This window comes from Mycolicibacterium neoaurum (genome assembly GCF_036946495.1).
Lineage (GTDB): Bacteria > Actinomycetota > Actinomycetes > Mycobacteriales > Mycobacteriaceae > Mycobacterium > Mycobacterium neoaurum_B.
Genome location: NZ_JAQIIX010000001.1, coordinates 1,069,719 through 1,086,454, shown reverse-complemented (window position 1 = coordinate 1,086,454; position 16,736 = coordinate 1,069,719). Strand labels below are relative to the sequence as shown.

Below are 16,736 nucleotides of genomic sequence, written 5' to 3'. Positions count from 1 at the left end.
AAGAAAACACTGTGAGCCGCTCATAGCGCCGTGTAAGAGAATATGAACCTTGTCTTATTCTTTTGTGGAGTTTCTACAAAACAGCACGTGAAGCGACCGGGACGTGACCTCGGCGCGATATCCATTTACCGCATAGGTCCCGACCAACGGTTCCCCAGCGGCCCCACGGGGCTCGTTGTACTGCCATTTGTCGTGCTGAAGTGGCCCAGGTCACGTTGTAGCCGACCGACCGTGGTGGCGACGCGCAGGACGTAGGCATCGCGCGGGACGGTGGGATCGCGCCCGGTGAAGTCGGCGATCCGTTTCAGTCGATAGCGCACGGTGTTTGGATGAACGAACAATTTGCGCGCGCACGCTTCTATGGCACCACCCGAATCGAGATAGGTGTCCAGCGTCTCGGTCAGCGCCGGACCGGCATCGGCGAGGGGGCGCATCACCTCGGATTCCAGCGCGGACAGCGCGTTCTCGTCACCCAGCAGCGCGCGTTCGGGTAGCAGTTCGCGGGCTGATACCGGCCGCGGAGCGCCACTCCAACCCGCGACGGCATGCATGCCGGCGATGGCCTCCGCGGCGCTGCGGTGCAGTCCGGACAGGCTCATCGCGGTCGGCCCCACGACGACAGGCCCGTCGTCGAAGACGGAGAGTAGATCGGCAAGGAAGCGGTCGGTCAGCGACAGTGAACCGGCCACGATGGCAACCAGCCAGGTGCCGTGTACATCGGAGAGGGTGGCCCTGTCGTGCCGGTTGCCCGCGGCATGCACGTCACCGATGGCCAGATCTATGCGATCCGGACGCGGAGTGCCCACGATGACGGTGGCCGGGGCGGTCGCATCCCAGTTCAGCGCGGCCGCCTGTGACTGTAGCCCGCTGCCCGCATCGCCGCGCACGATGGCGTCAACGATATTGGCCTCCATCCGGGTGTCCCAGGCCCCGCGCGCCTCGGCCGCGTCGGCGTAGCTCGCCGCGGCGGCGAACGCCAGGTCGCGGCTGTAACGCAGGATGCCGATGGTCAGTGCGTTGGTCTGCTCCTCGTTGCGGCCGAGCATCGGCAGCAGTTCCTCGAGGAACTCGGTGGTCACACGGACCATGTCCACGGTCTGACGCAGCGCGACGTGACGGGTCAGATCCTGCGGCACCAGCGCGAAGGCCTCGGCGGTGTAGCCGAGGTCGCTGCCCGGGTCGTGCAGCCACTCGGCGAAGTTGACGACGGCGGTTTGGACGACAAGTTGCACGCTCGCGCGCTGAGAGGCCTCCAGGTCGGCGAAAAAGGGCAGCCGCTCCTGCATGGCCTGCACCGTCTCGGTGGCGAGCCGGCCCGAATACTGCTTCAGCCGACGCCGCAGCGACTCCGGAACACCCTCCAGGATGGTGAGCGGAGAACGCGGCTCGGGGAAAGAATTGTCGGGCACCTCTAAAATTTTACCGTCGCGTTTGTGGAGCCCCGCCCTTTTCGTTCGGGGCGGGGCTCCACACGCCACGTCTACGCGCTGCCGGTGTCCGCGTAGGAGACCTCGGCGGCCTGGACATCATCGATGCGGTATTCCTTGGCCGCGGCGATCGCCACAGACGGATCGATCTCGCCGTCGCGGGCCAGCGCCTCCAGCACGGCGACCACCACCGACTCGGCATCGGTGTTGAAATAGCGCCGCGCCGCAGGCCGGGTGTCGGAGAAACCGAATCCGTCGGTGCCCAGCGTCAGATAGGTGCCGGGCACCCAGGGCCGGATCTGCTCGGGCACCGCACGCATCCAGTCCGATACCGCCACCACCGGTCCGGTGGCATCGGCGAGCACCTTGGTGACATAGGCCGTCGGTGCCTCCCGGTCGGGGTGGCGCAGCCGCTGCTTCTCGGTCTGCACACCGTCGCGGTTGAGCTCGCCCCAGCTGGTCACCGACCACACGTCGGCGGCAACATCCCACTTGTCGGCCAGCATGTCCGCGGCCCTGATGGCCTCCGGCATCGACACGCCCGAGGCCAGGATCTGCGCGGTGCTGGTGCGCTTCTCCGGTGCACGCCGGAAGCGGTACATCCCGCGCAGCACGCCCTCGGGATCGAAGTTCTCCGGTTCGGCGGGCTGCACATAGGGCTCGTTGTAGATGGTGATGTAGAAGAAGACGTTGTCCGGGTTCTCCCCGTACATCCGCTTCAGGCCGCTTTCCACGATGTAGGCGATCTCGTAGGCGAACGCCGGGTCGTAGGTGACCGCCGCCGGATTGGTCGATGCCAGCAGCAGCGAATGGCCGTCGGCGTGCTGCAGACCCTCACCGGTCAGCGTGGTGCGTCCCGCGGTGGCGCCGAGGACGAACCCACGCGCCATCTGGTCGGCGGCGGCCCACAGCCCGTCACCGGTGCGCTGGAACCCGAACATCGAATAGAAGATGTAGATCGGGATCATCGGTTCGTTCTGGGTGGAGTAGGAGGTACCCACCGCGGTGAAGCTGGACGTCGAGCCCGCTTCGTTGATGCCCTCGTGCAGGATCTGGCCGACCTCGGATTCCTTGTAGGCCAGCATCAGTTCGGAGTCCACCGCGGTGTAGAGCTGCCCGTTGCGGTTGTAGATCTTCAAGGACGGGAACCACGAGTCCATCCCGAAGGTGCGCGCCTCGTCCGGGATGATCGGCACGATGCGCGGCCCGATGTTCTTGTCGCGCAACAATTCCTTGAAGGTGCGCACAGTCGCCATGGTGGTGGCCACCGGCTGCTTGCCGGAGCCCTTCTTCAGCGCCTTATAGGTGTCGGTGCCCGGCAGCGTCAGCGGCTTGGCCTTGGTGCGACGTTCGGGCAGGAACCCGCCGAGGGTGCGCCTGCGGTCCAGCAGGTAGCGGATCTCGGGAGCGTTGGGCCCGGGGTGGTAGTACGGCGGCAGGTAGGGATCCTTCTCCAGCTGCGCGTCGGTGATCGGCACCCGGGTCACATCGCGGAAGGTCTTGAGGTCTTCCAGCGCAAGCTTTTTCATCTGGTGGGTGGCGTTGCGGCCCTCGAAGTGCTGACCCAGCGTGTAGCCCTTGATGGTCTTGGCCAGGATGATGGTGGGCTGGCCCTTGTGCTCCATGGCCGCCCGGTAGGCCGCGTACACCTTGCGGTAATCGTGACCGCCGCGCTTGAGGTTCCAGATCTCCTGGTCGGTCATCGGCTCGACGAGCGCCTTGGTGCGCGGGTCGCGGCCGAAGAAGTGATCACGCACGTAGGCGCCGTCGTTGGCCTTGTAGGTCTGGTAGTCACCGTCAGGCGTCGTGTTCATCAGATTCACCAGCGCGCCGTCGCGGTCGGCATGCAGCAGGGCATCCCATTCGCGGCCCCACACCACCTTGATGACGTTCCAGCCGGCGCCCCGGAAGAAGGACTCCAGCTCCTGGATGATCTTGCCGTTACCGCGGACCGGGCCGTCGAGGCGCTGCAGGTTGCAGTTCACCACGAAGGTCAGGTTGTCCAGGCCCTCGTTGGCCGCGACCTGGATCAGGCCGCGGGACTCCGGCTCGTCCATCTCGCCGTCGCCGAGGAATGCCCACACGTGCTGATCGGAGGTGTCCTTGATGCCGCGGTCGTGCAGGTAGTGGTTGAACCGGGCCTGGTAGATGGCGTTCATCGGGCCGAGGCCCATCGACACCGTCGGGAATTCCCAGAAGTCGGGCATCAACCGGGGATGCGGGTAGGACGGCAGCCCGCCGCCGGTATGCGAGTGCTCCTGGCGGAAACCGTCGAGTTGGTCGGTGGTGAGGCGGCCCTCGAGGAAGGCGCGGGCGTAGACGCCGGGGGAGGCGTGACCCTGGATGAAGATCTGGTCGCCACCGCCGGGGTGGGCCTTCCCGCGGAAGAAGTGGTTGAAGCCGACCTCGTAGAGCGAGGCCGACGAGGCGTAGGTCGAAATATGGCCGCCCACACCGACTCCCGGACGCTGCGCGCGGTGCACCATGATGGCCGCGTTCCACCGGATCCAGGCGCGGTAGCGTCGTTCGACGTCCTCGTCGCCGGGGAACCAGGGCTCCAGCTCGGTCGGGATGGTGTTCACGTAATCGGTGGAGGTCAGCGCCGGGATGGCGACACGCTGCTCGCTCGCGCGTTCCAGCAACCGCAACATCAGGTAGCGCGCACGGGCGGGGCCGGACCGCTCGACCAACTGGTCGAACGACTCCAGCCACTCGGCGGTTTCGTCGGAATCGATATCGGGCAGATAGGAGGCGACGCCCTCACGGATCACGCGGACCCGATCGGTTTCGCCTGCAGTGCCAGAGTTTTGGGCCAGGTCTTGGCGCGCGAACTCGGTGGTCAACTACGGCTCCTCGGTAGAAGGTGCTTTCAAGGGGTGGATCTGGTGCTTGTGGCAGCTCATATCCTCCCCCTATCGTGCCCGACGTCACCGTGCGGGGTGGCCTCGTCGAATGATCCGGCGATCCGGTGGGCGACGCGGTAGGTTCGACGGTGATGCTGAGGAGTTGGCGGGGTGGCCTGGCGACAATCTGCGCGCTGGGTGCCGCGGTCGCGATGGTGGGTTGCAGTAGCACCGTCGGAGGTACTGCCACGGTCGACACCGCGGATGCGCCGGTCTATCAAGCCTCGGTATCGGCGTCGGCCGCGGAATCATCTGCGGTGTCCAGTTCCAAGGAGGCCTCCCGGCAGTCGTCGATCACTCGCGAGGCCGTGCATACCTCGTGCGAGGCGGTCAGTTCCAGCAGTGCCGATGCCATCACGTCGGTCAACGCCTATGTCGATGCCCGAAATGCCAACGCCGATGTCGCGGCCTCGGCCCGGCCCGCGATCGCCGCGCTGAACACCAGCGCCGACGTGGTGGCCGGCAGTATCACCGACCCGCTGCGCCCGGACCTGCGCGATGCGCTGCTGGGCTGGGCGGATGCGGCGCGCGCGGTGTCCGCGGCGATCGCCGACGATATCGGGCCCAGTCCGTTCAACGACGCGATCAACCGGCTGAACGATTCGCGAACGCTGGTGCTGGACCTCTGCGATGCCGCATATTGACAGCCATCAAGACGAAGTTGACCAAAAGTTGACCCGAAGTTGCGCCCAGGAGGGCGGCTGACGGGATACGACGTGCGACGATAGGCGTCACGCGCTTGTGCAGAAGAACAAACATCAGGAGGAGGACAAAGGTGGTCGCGGCGGGGAAGGAATCTGACCCCAATTACGCCCGCAGTCTGGGCATCCAGAAGGGCCAGGTTGTCCAGGAGTTGGGGTGGGACGAGGACACCGACGACGACATCCGGGCCGATATCGAGGACGCCAGCGGTGGTGAACTGCTCGACGAGGACGCCGACGAGGTGGTCGATGTGGTGCTGCTGTGGTGGCGCGATGACGACGGAGACCTGGTCGACCGGCTGATGGACGCCATCGCGCCGCTGGCCGACGACGGAGTCATCTGGGTGGTGACGCCCAAGACCGGTAAGCCCGGCCATGTGCAGCCCGCCGAGATCGCGGAGTCCGCGCCTACCGCGGGCCTGATGCAGACCTCGTCGGCGAACCTGGGTGGTTGGATCGCCAGCCGGCTGGTGCAGCCAAAGTCCAAGGCCGCCGGCAGGCGGTAACCGTGCTCCAGGTCGGGACCCCCCGCACCGGACTTCACGCTCAAGGACCACAACGGCCGTCCCGTCACGTTGTCCGCGCTGCGGCCCCGTGCGGTTCTGCTGGTCTTCTTCCCGCTGGCCTTCACCCCGATCTGTCAGGGTGAACTCGGCGAGATCCAGCAGCGGTTGGCGGAGTACCAGAATGACGACCGCGCGGTGCTCGCTCTCTCGGTCGGACCACCCCCGACCCACAAGACCTGGGCGAACGAGAACGGGTTCACCTTCCCAGTGCTGGCCGATTTCTGGCCGCACGGCGCCGTCGCGCAGGCCTACGGGGTGTTCAACCCCGACACCGGCTATCCCAACCGAGGGACCTTCGCCGTCGACTCGGCCGGTGTGATCCGGTTCGCCGAGTGCAAGGAACCCGGCGTCGCGCGCGATCAGGCCGATTGGCGGCGGGCGCTGGCGGCGCTGGGTTAGGGAATCTGCCGCCCGGGATTTCTCCGCACGCGGGCACGGCGTGTAAGTTGCCTGCGACGGGGCGCGTAGCTCAGTGGTAGAGCTCTGGTTTTACACACCAGCGGTCGGCGGTTCGATACCGTCCGCGCCCACCATCACGGCTGAGCGGAGGTGTCGGCGTGACGGACACCGCCTCGGCCGTCGTGTCCCGAGTGGCCCAGCAGATGAATGTTCGCCGCGACGGCTTCATCGACGCCCTGGTGCAGGTCACGCGCGCCGAGATCCAGCCGCTGGACAACGACTCGCGCATGGTCGACCTGCTCAACGCAAGCATCACCGAGAACGTGATCGCGGCCATCCACTACCTGGAACACGGGACGAACGACCCGACCGCCGCCGAGATCGAAGCCTCGGCCGCGGCATTGGCCTATGCACGGGCTCTGGCCCAGCGCGATGTCGCACTCTCGGCGCTCATCCGCGCCTACCGAATCGGGCACGGCCGTTTCGTCGACGAGGCGATGGCGCTGCTGGCGACCCAGGCGTCCGCCGACCTGTCGCTGCCGGCGGCCCGGGAACTGGTGCATCGCGCGGCCGCCTGGATCGACCGGATCTGCGACCAAGTGGGGATGGCCTACGAGACCGAGCGTGATCGGTGGGTCAGCAGCCGTAGCGGCCTGCGTCAGCACTGGGTCGCCGAATTGCTCTCCGGTGCCGCGGTCGATATCGGCAAGGTCGAAGAGGCCCTCGACTACCGGCTCGACCGCCACCACCTGGCCGCTGTCATGTGGCCCGATGACACCGTGCCCACCCGCGACGTGGCTGACCTGTTCGACCGGACGCGCGCGGTGCTCGGTGCGGCGGCCGGAGCCGACGGTCCGTCGCTGATGGTGCCCACCGACGAGCGCGAGGCGCGCCTGTGGTGGCCGGTCATTGCCGATTCGGTCGACATCACCTCGTTGGCCGGGGTGCTTGCCGACGCCCCGATATGGGTGGCGACCGGGGACCTGGGCTTCGGGGTCGACGGCTTCCGCCGCTCGCTGCGGGAAGCCGAGCAGAGCAAGGTCGTGGCCCTGGCCGCCGGGCCTGCGGTGAGCCGGGTGGTGTGCCACGCGCGGGTCGCCCCGGTCGCACTGATGGCGGCCCACCAGGGCGACCTGCGTACCTTCGTGCAGCGCACTCTCGGCGACCTCGCGGTCGATGACGACCGCCGGAATGCTCTTCGAGAAACGTTGTGCGAGTTCCTGATTCGCAATCGCAGCTACGCTGCCGCCGCGGACGCGCTGTTCCTGCACCGCAATACCATCCAGTACCGCGTCGGCAACGCCATGCAGGCCTGCGGAGCGTCCTTCGACGACCCCGAGGCCCTGATGCACGTTCAGATTGCCCTGCTGGCGTGCCGCTGGATGGGTAAGACGCTGTTGGTCTCCTCGACGCGCCACTGACCCAGCCTTGGTGCGCTGAGCACAAAACGCCTCATATGGTTCATGGGGCGCGCATATGGCGCCGGTCACACGATCGCTCCTACTGTGAATCAATCCTTCGTCTCACATGGTATTTCAGGAGTGTTGATGCGACTCGTCGAGCTGTTCGACCGCAGATCTGCCCACGCCGCCGACCAACCGGCATTGGCTGACGAGCACAACGGCGTGTTGTCCAACGCCGACACCGCCGCACGTATCGACGCGCTGCGGGTCCGGTTCACCGCCGCGGGAGTCCGGCCGGGTGATGTCGTGGCCGTCAAACTGCCCAATCGAGTCGAGTTCGTTCTCGCGATGTTCGCCGCATGGCGGCTGGGCGCGGCGGTCACGCCGGTCAACCCGTCACTCACCGTCACCGAGGTCGAACACCAACTCGGTGACTCGGCCGCCCGGGTTCTGCTCACCGACGACGACACCGCGTGGTCGGTACCGGTGCTCGACATCGACACACCGACCGAGTCTCGCGCCGAAAGCCCCAGCGCTCCAGTCGCTGTCGCGGGTTCGGATCTGGCGCTGCTGGTCTACACCAGCGGCACCACCGGCCGACCCAAGGGGGTCGAACTGACCCACGACAACGTGCAGGTCATGGCCGAATCCATCGGCACGGCCATGGGCAGCGGCCCGGACACCCACTCGCTGCTGATCCTGCCGCTGTTCCACGTCAACGGCATCGTGGTCAGTGTGCTCTCCCCGCTGCTGTTCGGCGGCCGAGCCACCATCGCCGGCCGTTTCGATCCCCGCACGTTCTTCGGCCTGGTCGAAAAGTACCGGCCCACCTACTTTTCGGCGGTCCCCACCATCTACGCGATGCTCGCCGGTCTGCCGGCCGATGTGGTCCCCGACGTCAGCTCGCTACAGTTCGCCATCTGTGGAGCCGCCCCGATGCCTGCTCCGCTCATCACCACTTTCGAGACTCGCTACGGGGTCCCGATCGTCGAGGGGTATGGGCTGTCCGAGGGCACCTGTGCCTCGACCACCAACCCGCGCAACGGTCTTCGCAAACCGGGCACGGTCGGCCGTGCATTACCGGGCCAGCAGATCGCCATCGTCGGTCCCGACGGTGCGCCGGTGCCGGCGGGCGTCCCCGGCGAGGTGCGGATCAAGGGACCGACCGTCATGCGCGGTTATCTCAACCGACCGCAGGAAACCGCGGAGACCATCATCGACGGCTGGCTGCGTACCGGCGATATCGGTGTGCTCGACGACGACGGCTACCTGACGCTGGTGGACCGGGCCAAGGACATGATCATCCGCGGCGGGGAGAACATCTACCCCAAGGAGATCGAATCCGTGCTCTACCAACACGAGGCGATCGCCGAGGCCGCGGTAGTGGGACGTCCGGACCCGGTCTACGGGCAGGTTCCCGTCGCGTTCGTCACCGTGAAACCCGGTGCGCAGCTGAGTTCCCAGGATCTGGGGGAGCACCTGGCCGGATCGCTCGCCAAGTACAAGCGTCCTGAACTGACATTCGTGGAATCGATTCCCAAGAACCCGGTCGGGAAGATCGACAAACCGGCGCTGCGTCGCGAATTCGCCACGCCGGTGAGCAACGCGAAGTAGGTAGACGATGACGTTCACCAAGCCCACGCTGCCCGCGGATATCGACCCGGCCACTTGGCCCCGGCTGCCACGCTGGCAGCGGCTGCAGATCATGACCCGGCACTGGACCGACAACGGTTTCGGTACCCCCCACGGCGTGTATGTGCTCTACGTCGTCAAGATCGCCGCTTATCTCGTGGGCGCGGCGGCCGTCATCTCCCTGACGCCCGGCCTGGGCGGTCTCGGTGAGTTGACCAGCTGGTGGACCCAACCCATCGTGTACCAGAAGCTGGTGGTGTTCACCCTGCTGTTCGAGGTGCTCGGGTTGGGCTGCGGCTCGGGGCCGCTGACACTGCGCTTCGTGCCCCCGCTCGGCGGATTCCTGTACTGGTTACGTCCCGGCACCATCCGGCTGCCACCCTGGCCGGACAGGATTCCGCTGACCCGTGGCGACACCCGCACCGTGGCCGATGTCGCGTTGTACGCCGTGGTGCTCTGCTCCCTGGTGTGGACGCTGCTGGCGCCTGGCGTGGGCGGACCGGTCACCGCTCGTGGCGATGTCGGGTTGCTCGACCCGATGCTCGTCGTGCCGACACTGGCGGCCCTGGTGCTGCTGGGGCTGCGGGACAAGACCGTGTTCCTTGCCGCCCGCGCCGAGCACTACGCACTGACACTGATCGTGTTCTTCTTCCCGATCACCGACCAGATCGCGGCGTTCAAACTCATTCTGCTGGCGCTGTGGTGGGGCGCGGCCACCTCCAAGCTCAACCACCATTTCCCCTATGTGATGGCGGTGATGATGAGCAACAACCCCGTGCTCATCCCGGCCAAGTGGGCGAAGCGGCTCATGTGGCGCGACGCGACGCACGACCTGCGCCCGTCGGCGCTGCCGCGACTGTTGGCCCATGTCGGTGGCACCCTCTCGGAGTTCGTGGTGCCCTTCTACCTGGTGTTCTTCGCCCCGTCGGAGGGTCCGCTGCTGTGGGCCGCGGTGCTCTACATGGTGGCCTTCCACCTCACCATCGCCTCCACCATCCCGATGGGTGTGCCGCTGGAGTGGAACGCCTTCTTCATCGTGTCGCTGTTCTACCTATACGGCGGCTATGGCGACTACCGCGTCAGCGATATGGATTCCCCGCTGCTGCTGGCCATCCTGGCCGTCTCTCTGGTGGCGGTGCCGGTGGTGGGAAACCTGTTGCCGGACAAGGTGTCCTTCCTGCCGGCGATGCGGTACTACGCGGGCAACTGGGCGGCCAGTGCATGGTGTCTGCGCCCCGGCGTGGAGGACCGGATCGAGGCCAACGTCACCAAGTGCTCCGCACTGGCCAACCGGCAGTTGGCCACGCTGTACGGCCCACAGATCGCCGAGGTGATGCTCGACAAGATGATGGCCTGGCGTTCCATGCACACCCACGGCCGTGCGCTCAACGGTCTGGTCGCCCGTGCGGTCGACGACGAGACCGGGTATGTGGTGCGCGACGGCGAGTACATGGCCGGGCCGCTGATCGGCTGGAACTTCGGTGAGGGACACCTACACAACGAACAGTTGATCGAGGCCCTGCAGCGGCGCTGCGATTTCGCCGAGGGCGATGTGCGTGTGGTGTTGCTGGAGGGGCAGCCCATCCACCGCAGCTGGCAGGCCTACCGCATCGTCGACGCGAAAACCGGCGTCGTCGAACGCGGTTACGTCGAGGTGGCCGATATGATCGCTCGCCAACCCTGGCCGGAGCCCGGGGACGTCTTCCCGGTGCGCCTGCAGGGCACCGAACGCACCGTAGGGGCCCGTTGAGCACCGCGGTGGTCGTCGGGTCCGGACCCAACGGCCTTGCCGCGGCCATCACTTTGGCCGAGCGGGGTGTCGAGGTCACCGTGGTGGAGGCCGCCGACACGCTGGGCGGTGGTACCCGTACCAGTGAGCTGACTCTGCCTGGACTACTGCACGACGACTGCTCGGCCATCCACACCATGACCGCAGCCTCACCGTTCATCCAACGCCAGCCCCTCGCCGAGCACGGGCTGGTCTGGCGGTATCCCGAGATCGACATGGCGCACCCGTTCGACGACGGCGCCGCGGCCGTGCTGCACACCTCCATCGGTGACACCGCAGCACAATTCGCCGGTCGCGACCAACGGGCCTGGCGGGCCGTCTTCGGACCGCTTACCCGCAACTTCGACGCGTTGCGCGAGGATGTGTTCCGACCCATCCTGCATGTGCCACGACACCCGTTGGCGCTCGGCTCATTCGGAGCGGGCGCGCTGCTCCCGGCCACGGCGCTGGCACGGTTGTGGCGCACCGAGCAGGCCCGGGCGCTGTTCATGGGAGTGGCCGCGCACGTCTACTACCCGCTGACCCGACCCGCGAGTTCCTCGGTGGGACTGATGATCACCGCCGCGGGGCATCGGTACGGCTGGCCGGTCGCCGAGGGGGGATCGGGGGCGATCGCCAAGGCGCTCATCGCACGGCTGAGGCAGTTGGGTGGTACGACCGAGACCGGGATCCGCGTGCGTGCGCTGGCCGAGTTGCCCCGTGCCGATATCGTGATGTTCGATCTGGCGCCGGGTGCGGTGGCCGATATCACCGGCGACCGATTGCCGACGCGGGTCGCCCGCGCCTACCGCCGCTATCGGCACGGGGCCGCGGCCTACAAGATCGACATCGCCCTCGAGGGTGACATTCCTTGGGCCAACCCCGATTGCGCGCGGGCAGGCACCGTGCACGTTGCGGGCAGCACCGCCGAGATCGTGGCCGCAGAGCGCGCGGTGGGTGCCGGCCGGATGCCGACGCGTCCGTTCGTGCTGGTGTGCCAGCAGTACCTGGCCGATCCGAGCCGAAGCGAGGGTGGCCGCAACCCGATTTGGGCCTACGCGCATGTCCCGCATGGGTATCGAGGTGATGCAACCGAGGCGATCTTGGACCAGATCGAGCGCTTCGCGCCGGGGGTGCGGGCCCGCATCCTGGCGATCCACCGACGCGGGCCCGTCGCACTTGCTGAACACAACCCCAACTATGTCGGCGGCGATATCGCGACCGGTCGCAACGACCCGTGGCAGATTCTGGTCCGCCCGCGGCCGGCCATTGATCCCTACGCCACCGGGATACCGGGTATGTACCTCTGCTCGGCGGCGTCCCCACCGGGGGTCGGTGCGCACGGCATGTGCGGGTTCAACGCCGCCCGGTCCGCGCTACGCGATCTGCGCATCGCATGAGCCGCTCGCAGCACCGGCCGAGCCGGCACACACATGCCGCGCCGCGTCCGTTCTCGGACTGGGTCGGTACCGCGGTGTTGGACCAGGACGTGACGCTCGGACCCCGGCTGGAGGCCGTTGCCGGACTGGACCGGCAACGATGGTGCGTCGTGGCGATCACGGTGGAGGCGGCGTGCACGCCCGGTGTGGCCGACAGTGTCTGGGTGGACGCCGTCGACCTCGGTGCCATCGACGTCGAGGATGGCGGCGGCTTTTTCGAGATCTTGAAGCTGGCCGCGGTCTACGGGTCGGTGCCGGTGACGCGCTTGCATCTCGACGGGGCCACCGCCGGCGACATCCTGGCTCTGATGACCGGTTGTCGCTTCCAGGTGCAGTTGGCCGGGCTGGACGCCGAGCTCAACGTTGTCAGCCACGAGAACGTCAGCCACGAGAACGTCAAGCCTCACGACACGAGGCGCACCGCCACCTCGTTACGCCGGAGGAATGGCACCGTCCACGGCGGGTCGTAGAACCACGCGATGGGCTCGCCGTCGGGGCTGACCTCGCTGCCCTCGAGTTCGGCGAGCAGCTCGGCGGACTTGGCGGCAATGACCGCCGGGCTGCGATCACCGGTGAAGCTCAGCACGGCATAGCGTTCGCCGGGGATCTCGACGACGGTGACCGATCCGTCCTCGGGTTCGGGCAGAGTGTCCAGCGACCACTTGGACGGCATGTAGAAGCGGATCATGGACCCGCCGTCGGCGGCGGACTGGGCGACCGGGGCGGTCATGGCGATCGTGTCGGATCGATCGTTGCCGCCGAGGATGTAGCCGGCCAGCCGCCGGAATCCGGTGCTGCGGGCGTCCTGCCCGTCGCCGGACACGGCGGTCTGAGCAGCGATGCGCGGCCCATAGCGCCGGATCTCGGCGCGGCCGACACGACCTTCGACCAGGTAGAACGGCTCCTCGGTGCCTGATCTGATGCCGACGATGCCGCCGACACCCTCGGCGAGCTGGATGATCCTGTTGAACATGTCGGGCGGATACCCACTCAGCGGTTGTCGTATCCCAGCGGGCAGTTGACGTGGACGTACACGGATTTCACCGAGGCGCCGAGACTCTTGCGCTCACGTATCGAACTGACCGAGCAATTGGCCAGCGATCCGCCGCGGCCTGCGCCGTTGACCTGGACGCTGTAGCCCTGGGCGCGCAGGTCGTCGACCGTCTGCGCGACGCTCGATCCGGACGGTGCGGCGACGGCGCTGGCCGCCAACGGTATTGCCGGGGTCAGTGCAACGGCGATGGTGGCGGCGGTGAAGGCGAACGTGTTCATGACTTCTCCTGTAGCGGTGGGGAACTGGCTTACGACTCTCACCGTATGGCCACCGCGACTGTTGGACCACGGACGCATAGAATTCTCAAATACGTTGACATCGAACCGATTACGACAATCTATGGGTCGGATATGAAGATCGTGACGGCGCCACGGCGTCCGCGTTAACCTGTGCAGAGAAGCCCGTTCGAGCCGCGGTCACCGGCCCGTGTGCACGGACGCCGCGAGGGTGTGAGACGCTGCCGATGTGAGTGCGCACCGAGGTCCCGCCCGTGCCGCTGGTCTGGCCGTCGGATACCTGGCCGACCTGATCTTCACCGATCCGCAACGCGGCCATCCGGTCGCGGTGTTCGGCACGGCCGCCGCGGCACTGGAGCGACGCACCTATGCGGACAACCGCGCCGCGGGCGCCGTGCACACCGCCACCCTGCTCGCGGTGCTGGGGGCATTGGGTGTCGTCGTCGAGCGGGCCGCCGCTCGTCGCGGTCCGATCTGGACGGTGACGGCCACCGCCGCCGCGACCTACGTCGTGCTCGGTGGCACCTCGTTGGCGCGCACCGGTGGTCGGCTCGCGGATCTGCTCGATGCCGACGATATCGACGGTGCCCGCGGCTTGTTGCCGTCGCTGTGCGGCCGTGACCCGGCCGCGCTGGACGCCGACGGGCTGGCCCGCGCCGCACTGGAATCGGTGGCGGAGAACACCTCCGACGCCCAGGTCGCCCCCATCCTGTGGGGCGCGGTGGCCGGGGTGCCCGGACTGCTGGTGTACCGCGGCGCCAACACCCTCGATGCGATGATCGGGCACAAGTCTCCGCGATACCTGCGCTTCGGTTGGGCGGCAGCCCGATTCGACGACGCGATGAACTATCTGGGTGCGCGGGCGACCGGACTGATCACCGTCGCGGTGTCCGGAGCACCCGCACGCGCGTGGCGGGCGTGGCAGCGTGATGCCGACAAGCATCCCAGCCCCAATGCCGGTGTCGCGGAGGCATCCTTTGCCGGTGCGCTCGGCGTGACGCTGGGCGGGCCGACCCAGTACGCGCACCGCCTCGAGATGCGCCCGGCGCTCGGTGACGGGCCGGCGCCGGAGGCGGCGGACCTGCGCCGGGCGGGCAGGCTGTCCAAGAGGGTGCAGGCCGGCGCGACGGCGCTGGCGGTCAGCGTCGCTTACCGTACCGGTCGGCGAGTTTCTGCTCGGTGGTCAGCGCGGGCTTTGTCTCGGTAGGTTTCCCGGTGTCCTCGTCGGGGCCTGCGGGCTCGGCAGATGGGTCAGTGGGCGCGGCCTCCCTGGCCGCGGCGGCAGCCTTCTCCTGGCGCCGGATACGCACCTCGGACATCACGAAGTAGCCCACCCCGATCGGGGCGATGATGCCGAACGCGATCCACTGGATCCCGTAGGACAGGAACGGGCCGGCATCAAGAATCGGCAACGGTATCGTTCCGAGCCCGCCCGGCTGGTTCTCCACCAGTTGGAGATACGAACCGGCCAGCGGCACCCCGGTCAGCTCGGAGATCTGCCCCGGATTGATCGTGTACACCTGCCGGGCGCCCTCGGCGAACAGCGGATCCTTGCCCGGCACCACACCTTCGGGGTCACGCAGGCGCGCGGTGATATCGACCCGTCCGGTCGGTGCATCGGCGATCGGCGGCACCGCGGTGCCCTGCTCCGGTTTCACGTAGCCGCGGTTCACCAGCACGGTGGGACCGCCGTCGACCACGAACGGAACCAGCACCTCGTAGGCCGGTGCGCCGTCCACCGACCGCAACCGGGCCAGCACCTGGGCTTCGGGTAGATAATGGCCGGTGGCGGTCACCCGCTGCCACTGATGCTCATGCGCCGACGAATCCTGCTGCGGCAGAAGCGAGGTCACCGGCACCGGGTCGGTGTTCAGTGAGGCGGCGATCTGGGCGTTCTCCCGCGAGGTGGTGGTGTTCTTGCCGAGCTGCCAGGGTGCCAGCACCGTGAAACACAACCAGGCGAAGGCCGCGACCACGACATAGAGCGCCAGCCACTGTGGCCGGAACAGGAAGGCCCACCGCTTCATCGCGCCGCCAGCCGCTCGTCGACCCACTGGTGTAATCCGGGCAGCGCGGACTCGATGACGGTGAAGACGGCCTCGAAATCCTCCGGGCCGCCGTAGTAGGGATCCTCGACATCGAGCGGATGCGCGCCCGAGCGCGGGTCGAAGGCCCGCATCATCCGCAGCCGTTCCGGCGGCACACCCATATCGGCGAGGAACCGAGCGTGGTTGCGCCCCATCGCCACCACCATATCGGCAGCGAGGTGGTCGTCGGCCAGTTGCGCGGCACGGTGCGTTGTCGGGTAACCATGCGCGCGTAGCACCGCGTTGGTGCGGCGATCGGCACCGTCGCCGGCATGCCAACCGCCCGTCCCGGCGCTGGTGACGCGCACCCGGTCGGCCAGCCCGCGTCCCTCGATCTGGTGGGCGAACATCTTCTCGGCCATCGGGGAGCGGCAGATGTTGCCCGAACAGACGAACGTCACATGCAGCGGCACGGACTCAGACACCCAGCACCTCCCGTAGCTCGGCCATCGTCGCCACCCGCCGCAGCGGCGCCGGCGCATCCGGACCGTCGAAGTCGCCGCGGCCGTATCCCCAGTCGACCACCACCGTCTCGATACCGTGCACCGCAGCACCCTCCACGTCATGGGATCGGTCGCCGACCATCAGCACCCGCTCGGGCAACGGGGTCAGCTGTTCCAAGGCAAAGGCGACGACCTCGTGCTTGGCCGCACGGCTGCCGTCCGGGCTCGCCCCCGCGATGACCTCGAAGCTGTCATCGAGGCCGAAATGGGCGAGGATGCGCTGGGCGGTCGGCTGTGCCTTGGAGGTGGCCACCGCCAGCCGGACCCCGGCCCGTTGCAGGTCGGCAAGCAGCTCTGGGATGCCGTCGAACACGCGGTTCATCGACCAGCCGCGGGTGGTGTAGTCGGCCCGGTAGGCGGTCATCGCCTCCTCGGCGCGCGTCCCGAGCCCCATCTCGTTCAGCGTGTGATGCATCGGCGGGCCGACGATGCGGCCGGCCAGGTCACCCTCGGGAACGGTCGCCCCGACCGCGGTCAACGCGTGCCGGAAACTGGCGACGATGCCCTCGGCGGAGTCGGTCAGGGTGCCGTCGAGATCGAACAGCACCAGCTGCGGACTGCTGGTCACGGTTTCAGGCACGGTCTCGGTCACGCATCCCATTGTCGCCGATGTACCTG

At 67.5% G+C, this 16,736-nt stretch carries 16 protein-coding genes and 1 tRNA gene; 10 read left to right on the top strand and 7 right to left on the bottom strand.

Annotated features, from left to right (window positions below; translation table 11 throughout):
- Window positions 1-125 precede the first annotated feature (125 nt).
- Both PGN27_RS05065 and aceE read right to left on the bottom strand, forming a co-directional pair.
- A complete protein-coding gene (locus PGN27_RS05065) occupies window positions 126-1,409 on the bottom strand; it encodes a PucR family transcriptional regulator (RefSeq protein ID WP_335325101.1) in 1,284 nt (427 codons plus the stop codon).
- A 71-nt stretch (window positions 1,410-1,480) separates the two neighbouring features.
- The gene (aceE, locus tag PGN27_RS05060; RefSeq protein ID WP_030136491.1) at window positions 1,481-4,270 is read right to left on the bottom strand and encodes a pyruvate dehydrogenase (acetyl-transferring), homodimeric type; all 2,790 of its coding nucleotides are present in this window, start codon (window positions 4,268-4,270) and stop codon (window positions 1,481-1,483) included.
- Window positions 4,271-4,422: 152 nt separating this feature from the next.
- Between aceE and PGN27_RS05055 the strand changes: the two genes are divergently transcribed.
- From PGN27_RS05055 to PGN27_RS05015, 9 genes are all read left to right on the top strand, one after another.
- Window positions 4,423-4,974 (top strand): Rv2240c family protein, encoded by a 552-nt coding sequence (locus PGN27_RS05055; protein ID WP_335325242.1) that lies wholly within the window; start codon window positions 4,423-4,425, stop codon window positions 4,972-4,974.
- Between the two features lie 131 nt (window positions 4,975-5,105).
- Window positions 5,106-5,537: a DUF3052 domain-containing protein gene (locus PGN27_RS05050; RefSeq protein ID WP_335325100.1), complete on the top strand. Its 432-nt coding sequence runs from the start codon at window positions 5,106-5,108 to the stop codon at window positions 5,535-5,537.
- Window positions 5,538-5,606: 69 nt separating this feature from the next.
- Window positions 5,607-5,996: a redoxin domain-containing protein gene (locus PGN27_RS05045; protein WP_418888534.1), complete on the top strand. Its 390-nt coding sequence runs from the start codon at window positions 5,607-5,609 to the stop codon at window positions 5,994-5,996.
- A 59-nt stretch (window positions 5,997-6,055) separates the two neighbouring features.
- Window positions 6,056-6,130: transfer RNA gene (locus PGN27_RS05040), tRNA-Val, on the top strand.
- 24 nt (window positions 6,131-6,154) lie between these two features.
- Window positions 6,155-7,417 (top strand): PucR family transcriptional regulator, encoded by a 1,263-nt coding sequence (locus tag PGN27_RS05035; protein WP_418888533.1) that lies wholly within the window; start codon window positions 6,155-6,157, stop codon window positions 7,415-7,417.
- Window positions 7,418-7,543: 126 nt separating this feature from the next.
- Window positions 7,544-9,013 (top strand): class I adenylate-forming enzyme family protein, encoded by a 1,470-nt coding sequence (locus PGN27_RS05030; RefSeq protein ID WP_335325099.1) that lies wholly within the window; start codon window positions 7,544-7,546, stop codon window positions 9,011-9,013.
- A 7-nt stretch (window positions 9,014-9,020) separates the two neighbouring features.
- Complete coding sequence (locus tag PGN27_RS05025) at window positions 9,021-10,781, top strand: DUF3556 domain-containing protein (RefSeq protein WP_335325098.1); 1,761 nt, start codon at window positions 9,021-9,023, stop codon at window positions 10,779-10,781.
- A complete protein-coding gene (locus PGN27_RS05020; RefSeq protein ID WP_335325097.1) occupies window positions 10,778-12,199 on the top strand; it encodes a phytoene desaturase family protein in 1,422 nt (473 codons plus the stop codon). Before PGN27_RS05025 ends, PGN27_RS05020 begins: the two co-directional genes overlap by 4 nt.
- Window positions 12,196-12,708 carry a hypothetical protein gene (locus PGN27_RS05015; RefSeq protein WP_335325096.1) on the top strand — a complete coding sequence of 171 codons (513 nt, stop codon included), beginning with the start codon at window positions 12,196-12,198 and terminating at the stop codon, window positions 12,706-12,708. The genes PGN27_RS05020 and PGN27_RS05015 overlap by 4 nt, the downstream gene beginning before the upstream one ends.
- Here PGN27_RS05015 and PGN27_RS05010 read toward each other — a convergent pair.
- Both PGN27_RS05010 and PGN27_RS05005 read right to left on the bottom strand, forming a co-directional pair.
- The gene (locus PGN27_RS05010; protein ID WP_335325095.1) at window positions 12,642-13,211 is read right to left on the bottom strand and encodes an SOUL family heme-binding protein; all 570 of its coding nucleotides are present in this window, start codon (window positions 13,209-13,211) and stop codon (window positions 12,642-12,644) included. The two genes, PGN27_RS05015 and PGN27_RS05010, sit on opposite strands and share 67 nt — an antisense overlap.
- Before the next feature lie 17 nt (window positions 13,212-13,228).
- The gene (locus PGN27_RS05005; RefSeq protein WP_335325093.1) at window positions 13,229-13,510 is read right to left on the bottom strand and encodes a hypothetical protein; all 282 of its coding nucleotides are present in this window, start codon (window positions 13,508-13,510) and stop codon (window positions 13,229-13,231) included.
- A gap of 247 nt (window positions 13,511-13,757) precedes the next feature.
- Here PGN27_RS05005 and PGN27_RS05000 point away from each other — a divergent pair, with 247 nt between their 5' ends.
- Window positions 13,758-14,735, top strand: a complete 978-nt coding sequence (locus PGN27_RS05000; protein ID WP_335325092.1) for a cobalamin biosynthesis protein — start codon at window positions 13,758-13,760, stop codon at window positions 14,733-14,735.
- Here the strand turns inward: PGN27_RS05000 and PGN27_RS04995 are convergent.
- From PGN27_RS04995 to PGN27_RS04985, 3 genes are read right to left on the bottom strand one after another with little or no spacing between them, the layout of a single operon-like run.
- A complete protein-coding gene (locus PGN27_RS04995; protein ID WP_335325091.1) occupies window positions 14,668-15,555 on the bottom strand; it encodes an SURF1 family cytochrome oxidase biogenesis protein in 888 nt (295 codons plus the stop codon). The two genes, PGN27_RS05000 and PGN27_RS04995, sit on opposite strands and share 68 nt — an antisense overlap.
- The gene (locus PGN27_RS04990; RefSeq protein WP_335325090.1) at window positions 15,552-16,040 is read right to left on the bottom strand and encodes a low molecular weight protein-tyrosine-phosphatase; all 489 of its coding nucleotides are present in this window, start codon (window positions 16,038-16,040) and stop codon (window positions 15,552-15,554) included. The genes PGN27_RS04995 and PGN27_RS04990 overlap by 4 nt, the downstream gene beginning before the upstream one ends.
- The gene (locus tag PGN27_RS04985) at window positions 16,033-16,719 is read right to left on the bottom strand and encodes an HAD-IA family hydrolase (RefSeq protein WP_335325089.1); all 687 of its coding nucleotides are present in this window, start codon (window positions 16,717-16,719) and stop codon (window positions 16,033-16,035) included. The genes PGN27_RS04990 and PGN27_RS04985 overlap by 8 nt, the downstream gene beginning before the upstream one ends.
- Between the last annotated feature and the right edge of the window lie 17 nt (window positions 16,720-16,736).